Annotated in this window: 19 protein-coding genes and 2 tRNA genes; 7 read left to right on the plus strand and 14 right to left on the minus strand. The window is 44.5% G+C overall.

Translation table 11 applies throughout. The features are described from left to right. Positions 1-54: 54 nt before the first annotated feature. Both NM125_RS09190 and NM125_RS09195 read right to left on the minus strand, forming a co-directional pair. Positions 55-723, minus strand: a complete 669-nt coding sequence (locus NM125_RS09190) for a septal ring lytic transglycosylase RlpA family protein (protein ID WP_255134605.1) — start codon at positions 721-723, stop codon at positions 55-57. Positions 724-778: 55 nt separating this feature from the next. Beyond that, positions 779-1,777, minus strand: a complete 999-nt coding sequence (locus NM125_RS09195) for a sensor histidine kinase (protein WP_255134606.1) — start codon at positions 1,775-1,777, stop codon at positions 779-781. A gap of 245 nt (positions 1,778-2,022) precedes the next feature. Here NM125_RS09195 and NM125_RS09200 point away from each other — a divergent pair, with 245 nt between their 5' ends. Next, positions 2,023-2,532 (plus strand): T9SS type A sorting domain-containing protein, encoded by a 510-nt coding sequence (locus NM125_RS09200; RefSeq protein ID WP_255134607.1) that lies wholly within the window; start codon positions 2,023-2,025, stop codon positions 2,530-2,532. 17 nt (positions 2,533-2,549) lie between these two features. Beyond that, positions 2,550-4,244 (plus strand): tail fiber domain-containing protein, encoded by a 1,695-nt coding sequence (locus NM125_RS09205; RefSeq protein ID WP_255134608.1) that lies wholly within the window; start codon positions 2,550-2,552, stop codon positions 4,242-4,244. A gap of 60 nt (positions 4,245-4,304) precedes the next feature. Here NM125_RS09205 and NM125_RS09210 read toward each other — a convergent pair. Continuing rightward, a tRNA-Thr gene (locus NM125_RS09210) sits at positions 4,305-4,376 on the minus strand. Positions 4,377-4,513: 137 nt separating this feature from the next. Here NM125_RS09210 and NM125_RS09215 point away from each other — a divergent pair. Further along, complete coding sequence (locus NM125_RS09215; RefSeq protein ID WP_255134609.1) at positions 4,514-5,107, plus strand: rhomboid family intramembrane serine protease; 594 nt, start codon at positions 4,514-4,516, stop codon at positions 5,105-5,107. A 3-nt stretch (positions 5,108-5,110) separates the two neighbouring features. Here the strand turns inward: NM125_RS09215 and serC are convergent, their stop codons facing one another. Beyond that, the gene (gene serC / locus NM125_RS09220) at positions 5,111-6,190 is read right to left on the minus strand and encodes a 3-phosphoserine/phosphohydroxythreonine transaminase (protein WP_255134610.1); all 1,080 of its coding nucleotides are present in this window, start codon (positions 6,188-6,190) and stop codon (positions 5,111-5,113) included. Positions 6,191-6,223: 33 nt separating this feature from the next. Further along, positions 6,224-7,435 carry a DUF1015 domain-containing protein gene (locus NM125_RS09225; RefSeq protein WP_255134611.1) on the minus strand — a complete coding sequence of 404 codons (1,212 nt, stop codon included), beginning with the start codon at positions 7,433-7,435 and terminating at the stop codon, positions 6,224-6,226. A gap of 121 nt (positions 7,436-7,556) precedes the next feature. Here NM125_RS09225 and NM125_RS09230 point away from each other — a divergent pair, with 121 nt between their 5' ends. Both NM125_RS09230 and NM125_RS09235 read left to right on the plus strand, forming a co-directional pair. Further along, a complete protein-coding gene (locus NM125_RS09230) occupies positions 7,557-7,886 on the plus strand; it encodes a DUF1844 domain-containing protein (protein WP_255134612.1) in 330 nt (109 codons plus the stop codon). Next, positions 7,879-8,304 (plus strand): NUDIX hydrolase, encoded by a 426-nt coding sequence (locus NM125_RS09235; RefSeq protein ID WP_255134613.1) that lies wholly within the window; start codon positions 7,879-7,881, stop codon positions 8,302-8,304. Before NM125_RS09230 ends, NM125_RS09235 begins: the two co-directional genes overlap by 8 nt. A gap of 58 nt (positions 8,305-8,362) precedes the next feature. On the opposite strand, the gene NM125_RS09240 is transcribed toward NM125_RS09235, so the two are convergent. The 7 genes from NM125_RS09240 to proS all read right to left on the minus strand — a co-directional run bounded on the left by NM125_RS09240 (position 8,363) and on the right by proS (position 14,979). Further along, positions 8,363-9,016, minus strand: a complete 654-nt coding sequence (locus tag NM125_RS09240; RefSeq protein WP_255134614.1) for an energy transducer TonB — start codon at positions 9,014-9,016, stop codon at positions 8,363-8,365. A gap of 238 nt (positions 9,017-9,254) precedes the next feature. Continuing rightward, a complete protein-coding gene (locus NM125_RS09245; protein WP_255134615.1) occupies positions 9,255-9,908 on the minus strand; it encodes an energy transducer TonB in 654 nt (217 codons plus the stop codon). 125 nt (positions 9,909-10,033) lie between these two features. After that, positions 10,034-10,690, minus strand: coding sequence for an energy transducer TonB (locus NM125_RS09250; protein WP_255134616.1), 657 nt, complete (start codon positions 10,688-10,690; stop codon positions 10,034-10,036). Positions 10,691-10,783: 93 nt separating this feature from the next. Continuing rightward, a complete protein-coding gene (locus NM125_RS09255; protein WP_255134617.1) occupies positions 10,784-11,425 on the minus strand; it encodes an energy transducer TonB in 642 nt (213 codons plus the stop codon). A gap of 64 nt (positions 11,426-11,489) precedes the next feature. Continuing rightward, on the minus strand, positions 11,490-11,897 hold the full coding sequence (locus tag NM125_RS09260; protein WP_255134618.1) for a VanZ family protein: 408 nt from the start codon (positions 11,895-11,897) through the stop codon (positions 11,490-11,492). Between the two features lie 3 nt (positions 11,898-11,900). Then, positions 11,901-13,400 carry an NAD(P)H-hydrate epimerase gene (locus tag NM125_RS09265; RefSeq protein WP_255134619.1) on the minus strand — a complete coding sequence of 500 codons (1,500 nt, stop codon included), beginning with the start codon at positions 13,398-13,400 and terminating at the stop codon, positions 11,901-11,903. 112 nt (positions 13,401-13,512) lie between these two features. Then, positions 13,513-14,979, minus strand: a complete 1,467-nt coding sequence (gene proS / locus NM125_RS09270) for a proline--tRNA ligase (protein WP_255134620.1) — start codon at positions 14,977-14,979, stop codon at positions 13,513-13,515. Between the two features lie 607 nt (positions 14,980-15,586). On the opposite strand from proS, the gene NM125_RS09275 reads away from it, so the two are divergent. Beyond that, positions 15,587-15,660, plus strand: a tRNA-Met gene (locus NM125_RS09275). A 107-nt stretch (positions 15,661-15,767) separates the two neighbouring features. Further along, positions 15,768-16,394 carry a TM2 domain-containing protein gene (locus NM125_RS09280; RefSeq protein WP_255134621.1) on the plus strand — a complete coding sequence of 209 codons (627 nt, stop codon included), beginning with the start codon at positions 15,768-15,770 and terminating at the stop codon, positions 16,392-16,394. A gap of 357 nt (positions 16,395-16,751) precedes the next feature. On the opposite strand, the gene NM125_RS09285 is transcribed toward NM125_RS09280, so the two are convergent. Both NM125_RS09285 and NM125_RS09290 read right to left on the minus strand, forming a co-directional pair. Beyond that, positions 16,752-17,408, minus strand: a complete 657-nt coding sequence (locus NM125_RS09285; protein WP_255134622.1) for a LuxR C-terminal-related transcriptional regulator — start codon at positions 17,406-17,408, stop codon at positions 16,752-16,754. A 388-nt stretch (positions 17,409-17,796) separates the two neighbouring features. After that, on the minus strand, positions 17,797-18,228 hold the full coding sequence (locus NM125_RS09290; RefSeq protein ID WP_255134623.1) for a hypothetical protein: 432 nt from the start codon (positions 18,226-18,228) through the stop codon (positions 17,797-17,799). Positions 18,229-18,289: the final 61 nt, after the last annotated feature.

Genomic DNA, 18,289 nt, shown 5'->3' on the forward strand with positions numbered 1-18,289 from the left:
TATTTTAGGTTCTGTGCGGAAAACGGAAAATCAGGAATAATCAATCCCGGAAATTCAATTATTTTCAATCTGCTTTACAAATCCGGCGTAGCCCATCCGGTTGAGGCGTTCCATCTCTTTTTTGGCTTCTTCGGGATCGGTATAGGTTCCAAAGTACACGCGGTAATAAGTTTCCCGGTTTACTTTGATGTCTTCAATACGGCTGCCTTTAATTTCAGAAGAGGTTTCTTCGGCCTGGGACCTTTCCTTATAAGAACCCAGCTGTACCGTATAAGTGGGAACTTTTAAATCCGTGATTCGCGAGTTCTCAAGATCTCCTTTAATAAGGTAGAGACGGACTCTGGCAGTTCCGGGGCCGATCATATCAATTTGCTCCGCAGCGCCTTTCGATAAATCAATAATTCTGTTTTTTGCATAGGGCCCCCGGTCGTTTACACGAACCTGAACCGTTTTGCCATTGTCCAGATTCTCGACTAAAAGTATGGTTCCAAAAGGAAGGGTGCGATGAGCAGCTGTTACTCCGTCCATATCATAAACCTCGCCGTTGGCCGTAAGTTTGCCATGAAAATTCGGGCCGTACCAGCTGGAAACACCGGTTTCAATCGCACGGGCGTTATCGGAGGAAATAGGGGCGGTAAAATCAGCTCCTCTTTTTGTAACACCGCAGGCTGAAATCAGAACTCCCGTGAGTACAAATAGAGCAAGGACTTTTAACGAGTGCATGTAGATGATTTAAATTGGACTCCCAAAATATATCCCGCTTTCCGGTGAAATGCTATCAGGCAGATTTCAGATAAATTGAAAATACAGAACCACTTCCTGGTTCGCTTTCCAATTCAATGCGGCCATCCATGCGGTGAACCAATTTTTGAACAATATAAAGGCCAAGCCCCGTAGTTTTTTCTCCACCGGTGGGAGATGCAGATAACTTGGAGAATTTGTTATACATGTTCTTTCTATCCTCTTCCGTAAATCCCGGTCCTTCATCGCCAATACTGATTCTTACCTTTTGTTCGGCGGACAGGTGTTCCACTTTGATAGTGACTGAAGAGTCGGGATGGGAAAATTTATAGGCATTATTAATCAGGTTTTCTAACACACGGGAAAGAGCTTCCTGATCGGCTACGACCAGAGGGAGATTGTCATCAATTCGTAGAATGGTTTTTATAGATTTTTTATCTCCCAAAATCTTAAGCGCATTGAAGACATCGGTCACCGTTTTTTCAGGAGAAATCGGTTCGGGCTTTATCTTCACTTCCCCAAGTTCAATTTTATTGGCGTCCATCATGTTGCTAACCAGGTTATTTATGCGCATGGTTAAATCATGAATGTTTCCGGCATATTCTTCTATTTCTTTTGGGGGAAGCTGATCGGCATCCATAGCCAAAAGTTCGGAAATGGCTGTAATGGAATTTAGGGGACTGCGTAAATCGTGTGATACTACACCGATAAAACGATGGATATCGTCGTTGAGATAAGAAAGGTTGCGTGCCCCCTCGCTAAGGGATTTGTTAATTTCCTGTTGCCTTTTACGCTGCTTTCTGTAAGCATAAAGTATAGAGCTAAGGATGATAAGACCAATCAGGGAAACGGCAAATAAGATGAGAAGAGTGTCACGGTTAAGCCACTCTAAGCTTCCTGCTATAAGGAATACCCCAAGTGTAATAGATTCGAGCAGATAGTCTAATCCCATCCCACCCATTGAAATAGCACACAAGCTATCCCAAAATCCAAGTGAGACGATTAACATACCTGCTTGGTATGTGCCGCCAGTCATATGTTACCCTTCTAAAGCTGTATATCCTAAAGTATGGGAGAATATAGTCGAATGGTTTGATAAAGTCATTTTTCACTAAACTTTTCTGTTAACCCATTCCAAATCAAACTCCATTACTTAAGGAAGGTCGAAAAAACTACCTGATTGGGTGGTTCTTTATCAGGTAAAAAAGAGTACAATAATCGCGAATACGTTGCTAAGTGCCCTAAAAGGGGAAACAGCAACTCAAATTAAATATCAGAACTATGCGGTTATACAAAACTCTGCTTGTGGTAATCGGGCTGTTGATCAGCACGGGTGCACAAGCTCAAAGTGTGATTTCTTTTATGGGTGGTACGCTCGAAAGTTCTTCTATGACGTTAACCTTTACGGCAGGGGAAGCGTTAGCGGGTAATTTCAGCAGCGCATCCGTAAGTATAAGCGGAGGGTTCAGCAATGGCAGCGACTTGGTTTTCACCTCCAACGAGATGCCGGTTACCGACCTGCCGGATTCATTTCGGTTATTGCAGAACTATCCGAATCCATTCAACCCCTCTACAAACATTTCATTCGACTTGCCGAAATCGGCAGATATCAGGGTTGAAGTTTTTAATTCTATCGGGGCAAAAGTAGCAGTGCTTGCTGAAGGCAGAAAACCGGCGGGCAGTTACACCCTGCGCTTCAACGCCTCAAGTCTTGCAAGTGGCATGTATTTCTATCGCTTTATGGCAGATGGAAACGTGATTGCTACCCAGAAAATGCTTTTGATCAAATAATCTAAAAGGACAATAAAATGAATAATCTATTCTACAAACTACTTTTTACGATACTTGCTGTACTGTTTACAGCAGAAGTAATGGCCCAGGTGCCACAAGGTTTTAATTTTCAGGCCGTAGCCAGAAATGCTGACGGAGACCTGATCGCAAACTCAGAACTTGGGGTTCGGATAAGTGTATTGCAAGGCAGTGAAACCGGTACCGCTGTTTATACCGAAACTCAGACACCCACTACAAGTGCGGTTGGTTCATTCCAGATTGTGATAGGAGAAGGGGTATCAGATGGTGACTTCAGCTCTATAGACTGGTCTGCAGATAACTTTTACGTAAAGCTGGAAATAGACCCGGCCGGAGGAACTGAATACGAGGAGTTGGGAACTACGCGTTTGCTTTCGGTTCCTTATGCGTTACTGGCTCGTGATGTCGTGAATGGGGGAGGATCATTTGAAACAGAAGTTAACCTCGACCTCAGTGCAGGCGACACCACGTATGTAATTAACCAGACCGGTGATAATGGAGATAAATTTACCCCGGCATTTACTGTTAACTCAGAATTAAGTGGAACTAATCAGGCTATAGATGCCAATACATTTTCACAATCAGGTAGCACAGAAACACAATACGGCCTTTCCGGAAGTGCTATTGGGGAGGGAACCGGAACTCATATTGGTGTTTTAGGTTCAGCATTGCATGATGAAGGAGAGGGCACTGGTGGCAGACGTTATGGTCTGTATGGTCAGGCCCGGTCAAACGGCCGCGAGAATATTGGTGGTTTTGGTCTCGGGCTAGGAAACGGGGATGGTGAAATCGTAGCATTAGGAGATGAATTTGCCGGAGGTGAGTTTAATGTTGGAGGATTCAATATTGGCCTTGTAGGGTTTGCCCGTCAAAACCTGAATGGAAACATTGGTATTCGCGGATACACGTATGGTTCAGAAGGTGCCAGAGAGAACAGAGCTGTTTCAGCTGAAGCGGTAACTACGGCAACGGGAAGAAATATAGGTGTACAGGCTATTGTTCACAGTTCACAATCAGACAATATGGGATTTCAGGCACTGATGTTTGACGATGGTTCCGGAAATGCTTCTGCCAATAACATTGGAGTTGAACTGGATGTCAGCAATGGTGCCACAGACAATAATTACGGTATCAGGGGATATATCAATGGTTCGGCTACCAATAATACCGGAATGTTTCTTGAAGTATCAGGAGGCAGTAATTCAAATGTTGGGTTGAACGTAACAGCTCCAACAGCTGCAGAGTTGAATGGAGATGTGAATATAAGTGGGAATTTGACCGTCTCAGGTTCTATTACTGAAACCTCAGACCGCAATCTAAAGGAAAACATTCAGCCGCTTCAAAACGGATTAAGTACTATTATGAAGCTGAATCCAACCACCTATAATTTCCGTGGAAATGGCGAGTATAAAGGAATGAAGCTTTCCACCGGTTTACACTATGGACTCATTGCCCAGGAAGTGGAAGAAGTACTTCCTTCGCTGGTTAAAAATAACCTGCACACTTACAGCGAAATGCAAAGTGAAGGTAACGGCCCGGATGCCACTAATGAAACCGCAATCAAAAAGACCATGGAATTCAAAACCATGAACTACACCGAGTTGATTCCGGTATTGATTAAAGGCATGCAGGAGCAGCAGGCTGAAATCGAGCGGCTTAAAAAAGAAATCGAAGAGCTTCGGAAGGACAAATAAAGTTCCTTCTTCTTCAAACAAAAACCCTTCATACAGAAATGTGTGAAGGGTTTTTTATTGAGCCGGTGACTGGATTTGAACCAGCGACCTATTCTTTACGAGAGAATTGCTCTACCCCTGAGCTACACCGGCCTTTAAACTCAATTTTAGCTTTAATCGGGACTCTGCCAGCTGAGGAACTTCGGCATATCGAGAGGTTGAATATTACGATTCTTTTCAAATCTTCTGCAACAGTATTGTTTTCCTCTTACCTTGAAAAGAAAAAATAGATGTCGGTTACCCTTATTCTGATCGCAGCCAATGTGGTCGTTTCATTAGTTGCCCTTTATGCACTTCCCCAGGTTTTTGAAAAAGGTATGATGATGCCGTATCGGGTTATCCGGGAAAACACCTGGTACGAGTTAATCAGCTCCGGTTTTATACACGCAGGAATCGGGCATCTGTTCCTGAATATGTTCGTACTGTTCTTCTTCGGATTGGTTTTGGAGCGATCTATAGGAAGAGAGCATTTTATTGCTTTGTACCTTTCAGCACTGGTTATTTCCAGTTTGCCCTCATTGTTTCAGCATAAAGATAATCCTGAGTTTGCTACGGTAGGGGCGTCCGGGGCCGTAGAAAGCGTGTTATTTGGGTTCATCCTGCTTTTTCCGCTCGACCCGATCTACATCATGTTTATTCCATTCGGGATTCCGGCCATCATTTTTGGAGCCCTGTTCCTGGTTTACAGCGTTTTTGCAAGTAAAAGAGAAGGAAGGATAAATCATGAAGCCCACATAGCCGGTGCAGTATGGGGATTCGTGTACCTGATCATCTTTGTGCCAAATACCGTTGACCATTTCCTCAGTGTGTTTGGCCTGCTCTGATTTCTATCCTCTTTTTGAGCGGAACTCTTTCATGAAATCAGTCAGTACTTTCACCGACTCCATGGAACAGGCATTGTAGATACTGGCACGAATACCGCTTACGCTTCGGTGCCCTTTTAAAGCGACCAAACCATGTTCTTCCGCTTCAGAAATAAAACGTTGTTCCAGTTCTTCGGTTGGTAGCCGAAAGGTCACATTCATTTTAGAACGGGAATCAACATCAGCTGTTCCGGTGTAAAAATCGTCCTGATCAATGGTGGTGTACAGCAGTTCTGCTTTTTGGTTGTTGAGTTTTTGGAAGTAGGGAATACCTCCTTTGTCTTCCACCCACTGCAACACCAGATTTACCATGTAAACAGCAAAGCTCGGTGGCGTATTAAAAATGCGTTTGCTGTGTGAATGATAATTCAGGAAAGTGGGAATATTCTGTTTGGTGTTAGTTTGCAGGAAATCTTTCTTCACAATTACCACTGTCACACCGGAAGGTCCCAAATTCTTTTGAGCTCCCGCATAAATCAGTCCATAGCGGTCTGTGTCAATAGGGCGGGAAATGAAATCGGATGAAGCATCACATACCAACGGAGCTCCATTTGAATCCGGCTCGCTCCTGAACTGAGTTCCGTAAATGGTATTGTTTGAAGTAAAGTGAACGTACCTTGGATTACCGGACAGCTCTAACTCGTCATTAGCAGGAACGCGGATAAAATCCTCGTCTTCACTGCTGAACGGAATGTGTACATTGCCAAAGAGCCGGGCTTCTTTAATGGCTTTCTGCGACCAAACGCCGGTGTTGATATAATCGGCTGTCTGCCCTTCTTCCAAAAAGTTGAAGGGTACTTGCATAAACTGGGCGGTTGCCCCTCCCTGCAAAAACATGATATGAAAATCATCCCCGAGCCCTAAAATCCGGGTTAGCCGTTCTTTGGCTTCGGCATCTACTTTGGTGTACTCTTTTCCCCGATGACTTTTCTCCATGATTGAAGTCCCGGTTCCGTGGTAATCAAGAAGCTCATCCTGTACAATCTCTAAAACCTCCAGAGGGAGGGCGGCAGGACCTGCACTAAAATTGTGAACGCGTTTCATATCGGCTTTGCGTAATAAGTGAATTTGTTAGATCTAAAAAGTATGAACCAATAACCCTGAACGGAGCTTAGGCTCAAACCAGGTGGACTTTGGTGGCATAAGCTGTCCCGCATCAGAAACATCCAGCAGTTCTTCAATGCTGGTTGGGTACAGGCTGATGCCAAGCGAAGCCTCTCCGTTATCCACTAAATTTTCCAGCTCATTGGTGCCTCTGATGCCGCCAACGAAATCTATGTTGGGATCGGTTCGCTGATCTTTAACATTAAGAATAGGAGTAAGAACCTGGTTCTGCAGTAATGAGATGTCAAGGTTGGAAGCAGGGTCGGTTTTCTCGGAAGGCTTAAGGGTAATGCCATACCAGTTGTCATTTACATAGAAAGAAACCATTCCTTTTTTAGCAGGAACCGGTTTAGCTTTTTTCTGAACCGTGAATTTCTCCTCCAGCTGTTTCAGGAAGTTATCAGGAATGGAAAACACAATGCGGTTATAGGCCAGTATTTCCATTTGATCCATCGGAAAAAGCACCGCAGGGAAAAAATTATATTCCTCAGTCCCCTCATGTTCGGGATTTTGTGAAGCTTGCTCTTTGGCTGCTCTCGCGGCACTTGCACAGCGGTGATGGCCGTCTGCCACATATAACCTGGCAATCTTTTGAAACTCTGAAACCGGGGTATCTGAAGCCTCAACTTTCCAAATGGTATGTTGAATGCCGTCTTCAGTTGTCAGGTCATAAACAGGATCATTCTGATCCATATGATTATCCATAAAATGGGTGACAGAGCCACTATCACGGAATGTGAGCATGACGGGTTCAGCATGGGCTTGCTGGGTAAGGATGTGTTTGGTGCGGTCGTCTTCTTTGTCAGGTCGGGTGAGTTCATGCTTCAGGATTACGTCATTGTTGTAATCGTCAACGCTCACACACCCAAATATTCCGGTTTGAGAACGGCCGTTCATAATCAGCCGGTAAATATAGATGGCGTGCTTATCTTCCTGAATAAAAGCATCAGATTGTAGCAGGGAATGAAGGTTTTCCCGGCCTTTCTCATATACCTTGGCATCATAAACCGAGGTTTTGGCCGGAAGGTCAATTTCAGGCCGAATGACATTTAAGAAACTATTCGGTTTTCCTTTGGCAAGCTGTTTTGCTTCGCTGGTATTGATTACATCATAAGGAACACAGGCTACTTCTTCTGCGAACTCCGGGTGGGGTCTCCATGCCTTAAAAGGCTTAATAACGGCCATAAAAAAGTTTTTGATTTTGGTTATCCTTAGGAGCGCTTAATGTACAGAAAATTGAACTTTATTTAACCGGAAAGCCCTTTAATTTAGGGAAGCAATCAACGAATAATAAAAGAAAAGGAATATGAGCGAGAACGGTAACAAACTGAATGAAGAACAGCAGGAACAACTACTGTTTATGATGCTGGTTCAGCAACATCAGCAAATTGCAATGATGGGGCTTGGTAAGATTCAACACCCTGAGACAGGTCAAACAGAGAAAGACTTGTCGTCCGCCAAGTACGCAATTGATACCCTGGGCATGCTGAAGAAATTCACGGAAGGAAATCTTTCTAAGGAATCCGCGAATTACCTGGATCAGGCCCTCACAAATCTGCGCCTGAATTACGCAGAAGAAAAGAAAAAAGAGAACAACGCTCCATCCGGAGAAGCTCCCGAAAAAGAAGATGAGTAACCCGGAAGCAAAGCCGGTAAAAGCAGCCGGTGGCATTGTTTTCAAATATCCCGATGGTTCTACCATGCCCGAAGTATTAATGATTTACAGAAACGGGTACTGGGATCTCCCAAAAGGAAAACTGGAAAAAGGCGAATCGCTGGAAATGTGTGCCGTCCGTGAGGTATCAGAAGAAGTGGGCAGTAGTTTGCCTGCTTTGGTGAGCGAAGTCGGCACTACCTATCATGAATACCCGGAAAAAGGAAAGGTGGTGGGTAAAACTACCTGGTGGTATTCCATGATTTTAACCCGCCAAGAGGAATTTATCCCTGAAGAAAAAGAAGGAATCGAAAAAGTGGAATGGGTGCCTTTCCAGAAAGCGATTGATAGAGCCGGGTTTGATAACCTCAGGGAAATCCTGGCAAAATTCAGTCAATAAAAAAAGGTGCAACCCATTGGCTACACCTTATTTTTTGTGATTACATTATGTATGGCTATCAATTTTCAAGACGGAAATTGATAGATAGTGCGTACTGTACACGAACCGGCCGACCACGCTGCATACCGGGAGTAAATTCGGCTTTCTTAACAGCTTTGAGAGCCTCTTCATCACAGCCGCCACCAATTCCGCGCACCACTTGTGCGTTTTCAACATTACCCTGTTCATTCACAATAAACTGAACGGTAACGCGGCCTTCAATTCCGGCTTTTCGAGCCATTTCGGGATATTTTACACTTCCCTGAAGTTTGGCCATGCCTCCTTTTAGTTCCGGCATCTGTTCCACTACTACAAAGAAGTCTTCTTCTTCCTCTTCTTCAGGCGGGGGTGGTGGAAGATCCATGGGCGCATCCATATCCAGCTCGGCGTCCATGTCAATCATCTCATCCTCAATAATTTCATCGTTAGGGACTTCAACCGGAACTGGTGGCCGGGGTGGTGGAGGCGGAGTTTCCACTTGCTTGGTTTGAATGACTTCCTCCATCTCAACAACTTCCTGCTCATCCAGTGCAATTTCTTTAGGTGGCTCAGTTTCTATATTAACCTTTACCACAGCGATCATGAAAAGCAGGGCAAATATGGTTCCCACTTCCAGGATGATGGTGTAGGATTTCCTGAGATTTACCTTTGGTGACTTTCTCTCGTTTCTCATGGTTACTCCCTGTAATTAAATAATTCGGAACTTGAGTATCCGTTAAACTCATTAGTATCAACAAAACAACGACTTATATCGTTTTGTTAACTAACTAATAAAGATTTTATTGGATTGCAAATCCGGATTGTGGCAATACCGAGGCCGTAATAAGGAGGAGGCGAAAGCAAAGTAAACGGCATAAAAAAGGTGTGACCGAAAAGCCACACCTTAAAATAACTCAACAAATGTATTTGAATTAGTTTTCCAATCGGAAGTTGATAGACAAGGCATACTGTACACGTACAGGTCGTCCTCGCTGCATACCCGGAGTAAAGCTCGCTTTTTGAACGGCTTTCAGGGCTTCTTCATCACATCCACCGCCAATTCCACGAACAACCTGGGCGTTCTCAACTTTACCCTGCTCATTCACAATAAACTGAACGGTAACGCGGCCTTCAATACCGGCGCGACGTGCCATTTCAGGATATTTTACACTACCCTGAAGTTTAGCCATACCGCCTTTCAATTCCGGCATCTGCTCTACAACCACAAAGAAATCCTCTTCTTCCTCTTCTTCAGGGGGAGGAGGAGGTAAATCCATCGGGGCGTCCATATCAAGTTCGGCATCAAGGTCAATCATTTCGTCCTCAATAATTTCATCATTGGGAACTTCGACCGGGACCGGTGGACGAGGTGGTGGTGGAGGGGTTTCAATTTGTTTGGTCTGGATTACTTCCTCCATCTCAACAACTTCCTGCTCATCAAGAGCAATTGCTTTCGGGGGCTCAGTTTCGATCGTAACCTTAACGGCTGTGATCATAAAAAGCAGAGCAATAATCAAACCTGCCTCCAGATAGACAGTGTAAGATCTTTTCAGATCTGCTTTAGGTGATTTTCTTTCATTTCTCATAATTCAAATACAATGTTTATCTGTTGTAACGATAAGTTGAAAAGAACGTGATTTTATACATACTCTGCAAGTGGCAGAACAGTAATTTAACTCTTTAAACAAATTTTTAGTGTGCAGGCTTTTTATCAGACATCAAGTAGTATAAACTGAACGGTCTCCTTAATTCGGAATGAGGCTATTCTTCCGGCTTTTTTTCCGGGTTTGTAGCGTTGAATTTGAATGGCCTTCAATACGGCTTTATCACACCCGCCGCCAATTCCCCGCACGATAACCGGGTTGTGAACTCGGCCATGTTCATCAACATCAAATTCCACTTCCACAATGCCCTGAATTCCCATACGACGAGCCATCACCGGATATTCAATGCTTTGTCTGAACGCATCCTCACCACCAATCATCACCGGGAGTTGCTCAATATCTTTAAGAAGATCATGATTTACATCTACAAAAATTTGTCCCGGCAACGGAGGAACCATAAGCCTGTCAGTAGTATTGAACTCATTGATTTCTATGGGGGGTGGATCGATGGGTTCATCATCGGGGATTTTCACGGGTATGGTTGGGACCGGAGGTGGTTTCATTATGGTCCTTGTTTCTGAAACGGACGGGGGGAGAATGAGTGCCGTTTCTTCACTTTTCACATAAGAGATTTGATTTGCCCCTTGTTCCGGAAGCTGAATCTTGGTTGCCACAATCATTAGCACAAGCGCAATAATGATCCCGCCCTCAATCACCAGAGGGTAACACAACTTTAAATCAGCTGACGGAACTTTTCGTAGCATAAGCACCTGTTCTAAAATGCTATTGTAAAATCAATACACCTTTTAAAATAGTAAAATTGACGAAAAAAGCACTCGTTATTACCCCAATAGCTACTATTTCAGCCTGAAGTGAACCAGTTGCTTCATGCGTACCTTCACCAGCTTACCGTTTTGAATACCCGGAGTATAGTTTTGCAGCTTGATGGCTTCCAGAACTTCTTCATCACAACCGGCACCGATGCCCCGGATAATTTCAGGGTCTTCTACTTCTCCCTTCTCATTCACAATAAAGCGGACTTCAACAGTTCCCTCAATCCCATTTCTTTTTGCGAGTTCAGGGTAGGTGATGTCGCTGTACAGGGCTTTGATTCCACCTTTCATTTTGGGCATAAACTGGACCTGCTCAAGAATCTCCGGCTCCTCATCGCCGGCTTCTTCCGGAGGTAAGGATAGTGCGGCTCCGGTATCGCCGAACTCAGGAAACTCAATATCGGGGGCTTCAATTGGCTCATCATTTGGTACAGCAGCGGGGATGCGAGCCAAAGGTGGCGCAGCAGGTGGTTTTTCCTGTTTTGTGATTGGAGAAAGTACGATAGGAGGCTCATCCTTGATAATGAAGTCAGAGCCGTCGGTTCCTGAAACCGGTAAATGAAATTTAATGGCCCCAATGAAAATCAGAAGTGCTGCGATTAATCCCAACTCGCATAGCAGGGTGTAGTTTTTGCGAAGATCGAAAGTGGATTTTGAAGAGCGCATTTTTCTATGGATTAGTTTAAAAGTTACATCAATTAACTAATCTGTAAAGGCACTTGTAATCACATTATGATGCGGGGTCAGTGTTAAATTCGGGGACCTTTTTGGCGAGAATGTAAAGAACCAAAATGGCAAGGCCGGTTCCGGATAGGTCCGCAATAAAGTCCATGAACTCAGGGCTTCGTCCGGTAGGCAATAAATACTGAAGTATTTCTACAATCAATCCGAATAGGGTACCCACTATAAAAACAGGGATAAGCTTGAATTTATCTTTCAGAAAGCGAACCAGGCCAAAAAAGAAGGTCCATGCTCCAAACATGATGAGATGAACCAATTTATCCATTCCCAAAAGTGATTGGGGGACATCGTAGCTTACCGGAAAAAGTGTTCCGTACAAGATGGCACCTGTAGAAATAACCAAGAGCGTAAGATAAAGCTTGACCGATCGGGTCAGGATTTTGGTCGGTTTTGTCATTCTTTAGATAATATCAATGGGTGCTAAAGAACCGGAGTTCTCCACAAAATATTGTTGTGCTTTCTGGAAGCCGTCCAATAATCCGTAAAAACAAGCCAGCTCAGATGATGAATATTTCAGCCAATAAGCCCCTACTTTTCCGGCCAGCACGTCTCCGAATCCGGCTCGGGAAAAGATACGGGTTTCGTATCCTGTTAAATACGCATCTCCGGTTTCTGTTCCAACAATGGATGGCATTCCCTTACTCAATAGGGTAATTTTTTCTTCTCTTGCTTTTTCTTTAGTGAGGTTGAGCTGGTCAAAATCATCGTTTACTTCCTGATTAAACAGCGTTTTTAACTCCCCGGGATGAGGTGTTAAAATCCAATTTGAACCCTCAGGTCGTTTTCGATTTTCCATTTTAGAAAGAGCAAACAAAGCATCGGCATCTATGAGTACATCACCTTCAAAATTCCGGAGTATGCTCTGGGTGAACCGGATGGTTTCCTGCTGCCTTCCCAGTCCCGGACCAATTAAAACTTTTCCGGGCTTTTCGGCGATGATGTCCAGCACTTGTTCAACATGCTCTTCCTTGAAGTACACATCATCACGATCTCCTACCGGTTTCTTGATGATCTGTACCAGCTGCTTCTCATAAATTTCGAGTAATCCTTTTGGGGTGATCAGGACCACAGCTCCGAGTCCTGCCGACCAGACACTTTTTGCAGCAAGAATTCCGGCTCCGGTCAACCCTTCCGACCCGGCTATGATATAAAGTACGCCGCCATCATATTTGTGCTTCTGTCTTTTTGGGGATGGGGAAGCTGCTTCGACCCAGCTTCTGTCAATTAATGCGGCAGTAGGTTTTTTAAACTTGTTGGGGAAGGAAAGTTCACACAGAATAACTTCTCCGGACGTATCAAAGCCCTGGTTCAGATAAAAACCGGTTTTTAAGGCACCGAAGCTCAGCGTGAAATCAGCCTGAACCGCAGTTCCAAGAATGAGACCCGAATCAGCATGCAATCCGGTGGGGACATCCAAAGCAAAAACCGGGACTTCCTGTGTATTGATCCATGATATGGCATCGGAGTAAGGGGCGCGGACGTCTGAGTTCAGTCCCGTTCCTAACATGCCATCAACGATAAAGTCGAATGCGCTCGGGTTGAAGTCTTCCCAATCCAGCAGCTCGATGTCTTCATCAAGCTTTTGGAGCAGCCCAAGGTTTTCCAGGGTATCAGGGCTCAGGTCACCGGTTCCGGATAAAAAACAAATCGTAATTTTAAATCCCTGTTGAGAGAGGAGCCGGGCTATGACCAGCGCATCTCCGGCATTATTCCCTTTTCCGCAAAAGAAAACCCCATGTGAGCCTGAAGGGAGCTGGGACTGAATAAAATCAGCTGCCCGTGTTCCGGCAATTTCCATCAGGGTAAAACCATCAATGCCAAACTCCGAGATGGTCTTTTCATCCATAAACCGGGATTGCTCAGCCGAGCACAAATAATATGAATGAGGAACTAAATCCATTTCCGTTAGCTAAAATAAAATTAAACGCAGAGGCGCAGAGTGCTTGTAAAGATCGCAGAGTAAAATTCTTAGCGTTCTTTGCGATATCTCAGCGACCTTCGTGTTAAAAAAATTAGTACGACCGAGCAAACAACACCTTCTGCTTAGAAGGCTTCCCGGTTACCATACATTTTCCTTCTTCCCCATCCTCAAGCGGAATCAGGCGAATGGTTGCTTTGGTATCTTCTTTAATTTTTTCTTCGGTCTCCGCCGTTCCATCCCAATGGGCCCAAACAAAGCCGCCTTTGTCTTCAATCACCTTGCGGAACTCGTCATAAGAATCAACGTGTGAAGTCATTTCTTCCCGTCGTTCTTTAGCTTTGGTGAACAATTCATCCTGAATATCAGCCAAGAGCTTTTGGATACGCTCGCTGAGTCCTTCCCGGGATTCAATGTTTTTCTCTTTGGTATCCCGGCGCGCCAGTTCTACATTATTGTTCTCCAGATCACGGGGGCCAACGGCTATTCTTAATGGGATACCGGCCGCTTCATGCTCGGCAAATTTGTAACCGGGGTTTTGATTGTCCCGGTCATCCACTTTGATGCGTACACCCAACTCTTTCAGCTCATCATAGATGCTATCGGCGTATTCGAGCACGGCTTCACGTTGCTCATCGCTTCGGTAAATAGGCACAATTACAACCTGAGTAGGGGCCAGTTTAGGAGGAAGCACCAGTCCCTGATCATCGGAGTGAGTCATAATCAGCCCGCCGATTAACCGGGTGGAAACGCCCCAGCTTGTGGCCCATACCAGTTTATGCTCGCCGTCTTTGTCCTGAAATTTTACATCAAATGCTTTGGCGAAATTCTGTCCCAGGAAATGTGATGTTCCGGCCTGCAGGGCTTTTCCGTCCTGCATCAGTGCTTCAATACAATAGGTCTCAACAGCGCCGGCAAATCGTTCGCTGGCTGTTTTCACCCCTTTAATGACCGGCATGGCCATGAATTCTTCAGCAAAAGTTTCATAAACGTCCAGCATCTGGCGCGTTTCTGCTTCGGCTTCTTCTTTTGTGGCGTGAGCCGTGTGACCTTCCTGCCAGAGAAATTCCATGGTTCGCAAGAACAAACGGGTACGCATTTCCCAGCGGACCACATTTGCCCACTGATTCACCAAAATAGGAAGGTCGCGGTATGACTGAATCCATCCGCGATAGGTGTCCCAGATAATGGTCTCTGAAGTAGGACGTACAATGAGTTCTTCTTCCAGCTTCGATTCAGGATCCACTTCCACTCCGCCATCCACACTTTTGAGTCGGCTGTGAGTAACTACGGCACATTCCTTGGCAAAGCCCTCAACGTGCTGCGCCTCCTTAGATAAAAATGACTTTGGGATAAACAGGGGGAAGTAGGCATTTTCATGGCCGGTATCCTTAAACATCTGGTCCAGGGCTTCACGCATGTTTTCCCAGAGCGCCATACCATTCGGTCGAATCACCATGCTTCCACGCACGGGAGAGTGCTCCGCCAGTTTAGCTTCCCGAACTACATCCAGATACCATTGTGAATAATCTTTTTCCTGTGAAGTTATTTTTTGTGCCATGAACCTGTTTAATGTGATTTTTTACTTGAAGGGTGAAGTTAAGAAATGTAGCGTAGAGAATAAGGCAATGAAGGCGAAAACTTTTTGTGCTTAATCAGCCTTAATAACTTAAATATTCATCTTATTTCTCGTTATGAAGCTCCTGCTTCTTAGTGCACTCCGGAAAGCTCCAGCTTCAAGTGGAATAAGTGTTAGAGCCTTTACAAATTTGCTTGTTCATTTGTGCCGACAAAAGAACCAAAAACTCCCGGCGGCGAAAAAGGGGCTAAAGCTGACTTCATTTCGCTAAAAGAAATCAATGCTCCTTCCCGTTCCCTGTTTGCTTCCTGATTTCTCAGCGGTATGATTTCTTTCTTAACGCTTCATTACATCATCTTCTCGACGCACCTTTTTCTAAGGCCGGTTAAACAGTATTAATCTTGTTACTGAGATTATCAGGGACTGGCGATTTCAGATTGTTATTAATGAAGCACATCCACAAAAAAATGTTTTACCCTTTGTTTCAGAATGCCGTATATTTGATGCCCTTCTTGAAAGGACCCACTAAAGCTCTAAAGCACAAAAGTAAATTTTAGTGTTTTTTGAGATTTCGTGGCGATTCAAAGATGCCGTGGTAGCTCAGATGGTTAGAGCGCACGACTCATAATCGTGAGGTCGACGGTTCAATTCCGTCCCACGGTACAAAAAATATATCAAGCCTGATTCGTAATCGAGTCAGGCTTTTTTATTTTCTAATAAGATTGTGAATCTTCATATTAGACTTTCTTATTAACTATATAACTCCCGGGATGAAAAAATCTGAACAATACGAAATGGCGCTGTTGGCTGAAAAGGCATTGAGGAAAGCCGAGGCAAAGTATGGCGAGCTGATGGAGGAGCTTAAGCAGGAAGAGGAATATAAGGCAAGCAACCTTGCTGTTTCTGTTCATGATTCTATCCGGAACCTGTCCCGGAAAGTAGAAGCCTATCTGAAAGATCAGATCTCCATCGATAAGCTGATTGATGAATTCGTGTTTGAGTATGATATCATCGACGGGGAGATGGAAATCGAAAAAGAAGCTTCTCCCAAGATAAAACGGCTTGCCAAGCGGCTGCTTTCCAGCTACGAAGATTTTATCATTAAAGTAGGCGGGAAAAGAAAGCTCAAAAAGCTGGAAAATACCGAGGTGCTTGCTTATCCCAAAAAATCAAAAGGGAAAGCGTACCTGTTTTGGCTGGTTGGGTTTTTCGGTATCCTCGGTTTCCACCGCTTTTACCTGGGCCGAACCGGAACCGGCATCGGGTGGCTGCTTACCGGAGGATTGATGGGACTTGGTGCACTTTATGATCTGTTTGCCTTGTCAAAAATGGTGGAGGAGCAGAATATGTATAATGAACTGCGATCTGCCAAATTGAAGCAACTGGCAGGAGAATAACAGCATTTCAGGAAAATTCAGATATAAAAAAAGCTGACGCCAAATCAATGGTCGTCAGCTAATATCATCTACAGACGGCTATTACCCCATTTGCACTATAAACATACATTTAAGCGGGAAACCCGTCAATGGAGGGATTTACGTAATTTTTCTACGTGGAAACACGTACGTTTAAATTCCAAGTTTCAAATCTCAAGTTCCAAATCCCAATGACCAAGAATCGAGTCGGTACCAATTTCAGACTTTAAGATCCTTAGCATTAAACCTGCTCAAGATGGAAGCTTATAAACAGCCTCTTAGTATTAGTACATGCCAAAGGCTCGTCATTGGGATTTGGAACTTGGAATTTAGAGCTTACTAAAGAAGTGCTTGTTCATTCTCCATCGCAAAGCGGACCAAAGCGGCTGTATTTTTCAGCTTTAATTTCTTCAGTAAATTTGTCCGGTGCTTTTCAACGGTGCGGGGACTGATGTAAAGCTTAGAGGCAATTTCGGTGCTGGTGAGTCCTTCAGTGAGAAGTCCCAATATTTCCCTTTCGCGGTTGGTTATGGATTTAATAGGATCGCCGGGACGTTTCTTTTTCTTGGCCAAGCGGATATACTCCTCGGTCATCATTCGGGAGAATTGTTTGCCAAGAAAGCGCTCGCCTTCCGAGACCTTTTCAGCGGCATCTATCAGTTCAATGTGGTGGGCCGATTTATGGATCAGGCCAAAGGCACCGGAATCCAAAAATTCGTTGAGGGTCTTTTGGTCGGTGTCGTCGGCAAGCAGCAGGATGTTGGCATCGGGGTTTTTTGAGATAATCTTCCGGGCGATGATAATGCCTTCCATCTCAGGCATGGAAAAAGAAAGGATACACAGTTGGGGCTTCACGCTTTCGAAAGCAGTAAGCACAAGAGCGCCGTTGTCAATCTCGCTGCAAATATTAAATGCACCGTGATCTCGCAAAATGGAGCTCAGTCCATACCTGAAAATTTCGTTGCCGTCCGCAACTATTGTATCAATTTTAGACATTTTACCTCCCCAGGCAGAATGGTTTTTTCTCCGACCCACGCGGAGAAAGGACAGATAATGTAGGTAAAAATGAGGGAAGTTCGCCAATTAAAATTTTTAGGCGGGTTTTGTTGGCCTATTTATCCATTATTGCAAAGCTCGGTTATCTAATTGAGCATGCCCTCCGCAACGCTTCCAGGACCTGCGGATGCTGAAAGGTTGCTATCCTGCTTACTTATTCTCACCTCATTGCGAGAAGCCCAAAATGAAGAACACGGTTTGGAATGTATAACGACGAAGCAATCTCCTGTTTACTATATCCCAAATAATTCAAGGAGATCGCCACGTCGAAAAGCATTGGGAGTCAGTTATTAGATGAGATACTCCTCGCGATGACCGACTTTATCCTTCATTTAATCAAGTTCCATAAGATCCAGGTGTTGATACCGGATTTCACTGTCCATAGTATCGTTCGAACCCAATTGGTGGAAACCAGCTTTTTGATGGCACTATCATCTTTGCTTTTTTCGAGTTCTGAATGGGCCGGAACGGAAAATAGTCCGGTGGCTGCCCATATCAGGACTACGATATAAAAGCCGACCGCGTTCAGCGAAAACCATCCATCGATCCAGGCAAGGCCAAAGGAGGAGGTGATTTCAGCTACCATAACCGGGATCACAATCTTGTCGATGCTGTGCACATGATGGTGTTGAAAGGCGGAAAAATTATCGGTTCCCACAAAATGAAAAGAAGGGTAATGAACCAATTGAACCGTCCAGATGAGTCCTGCCATAAAGAAGGAGGAAAAGGTGTTAATCAAAAAAATCAGTTCATATGACATTGGAGTAAGCGATTCGTTTACATTATGTGTATTTTCAGCGCCTCATAAACCAAAAGTTTTT

This window comes from Gracilimonas sediminicola (assembly GCF_024320785.1).
Taxonomy (GTDB): domain Bacteria; phylum Bacteroidota; class Rhodothermia; order Balneolales; family Balneolaceae; genus Gracilimonas; species Gracilimonas sediminicola.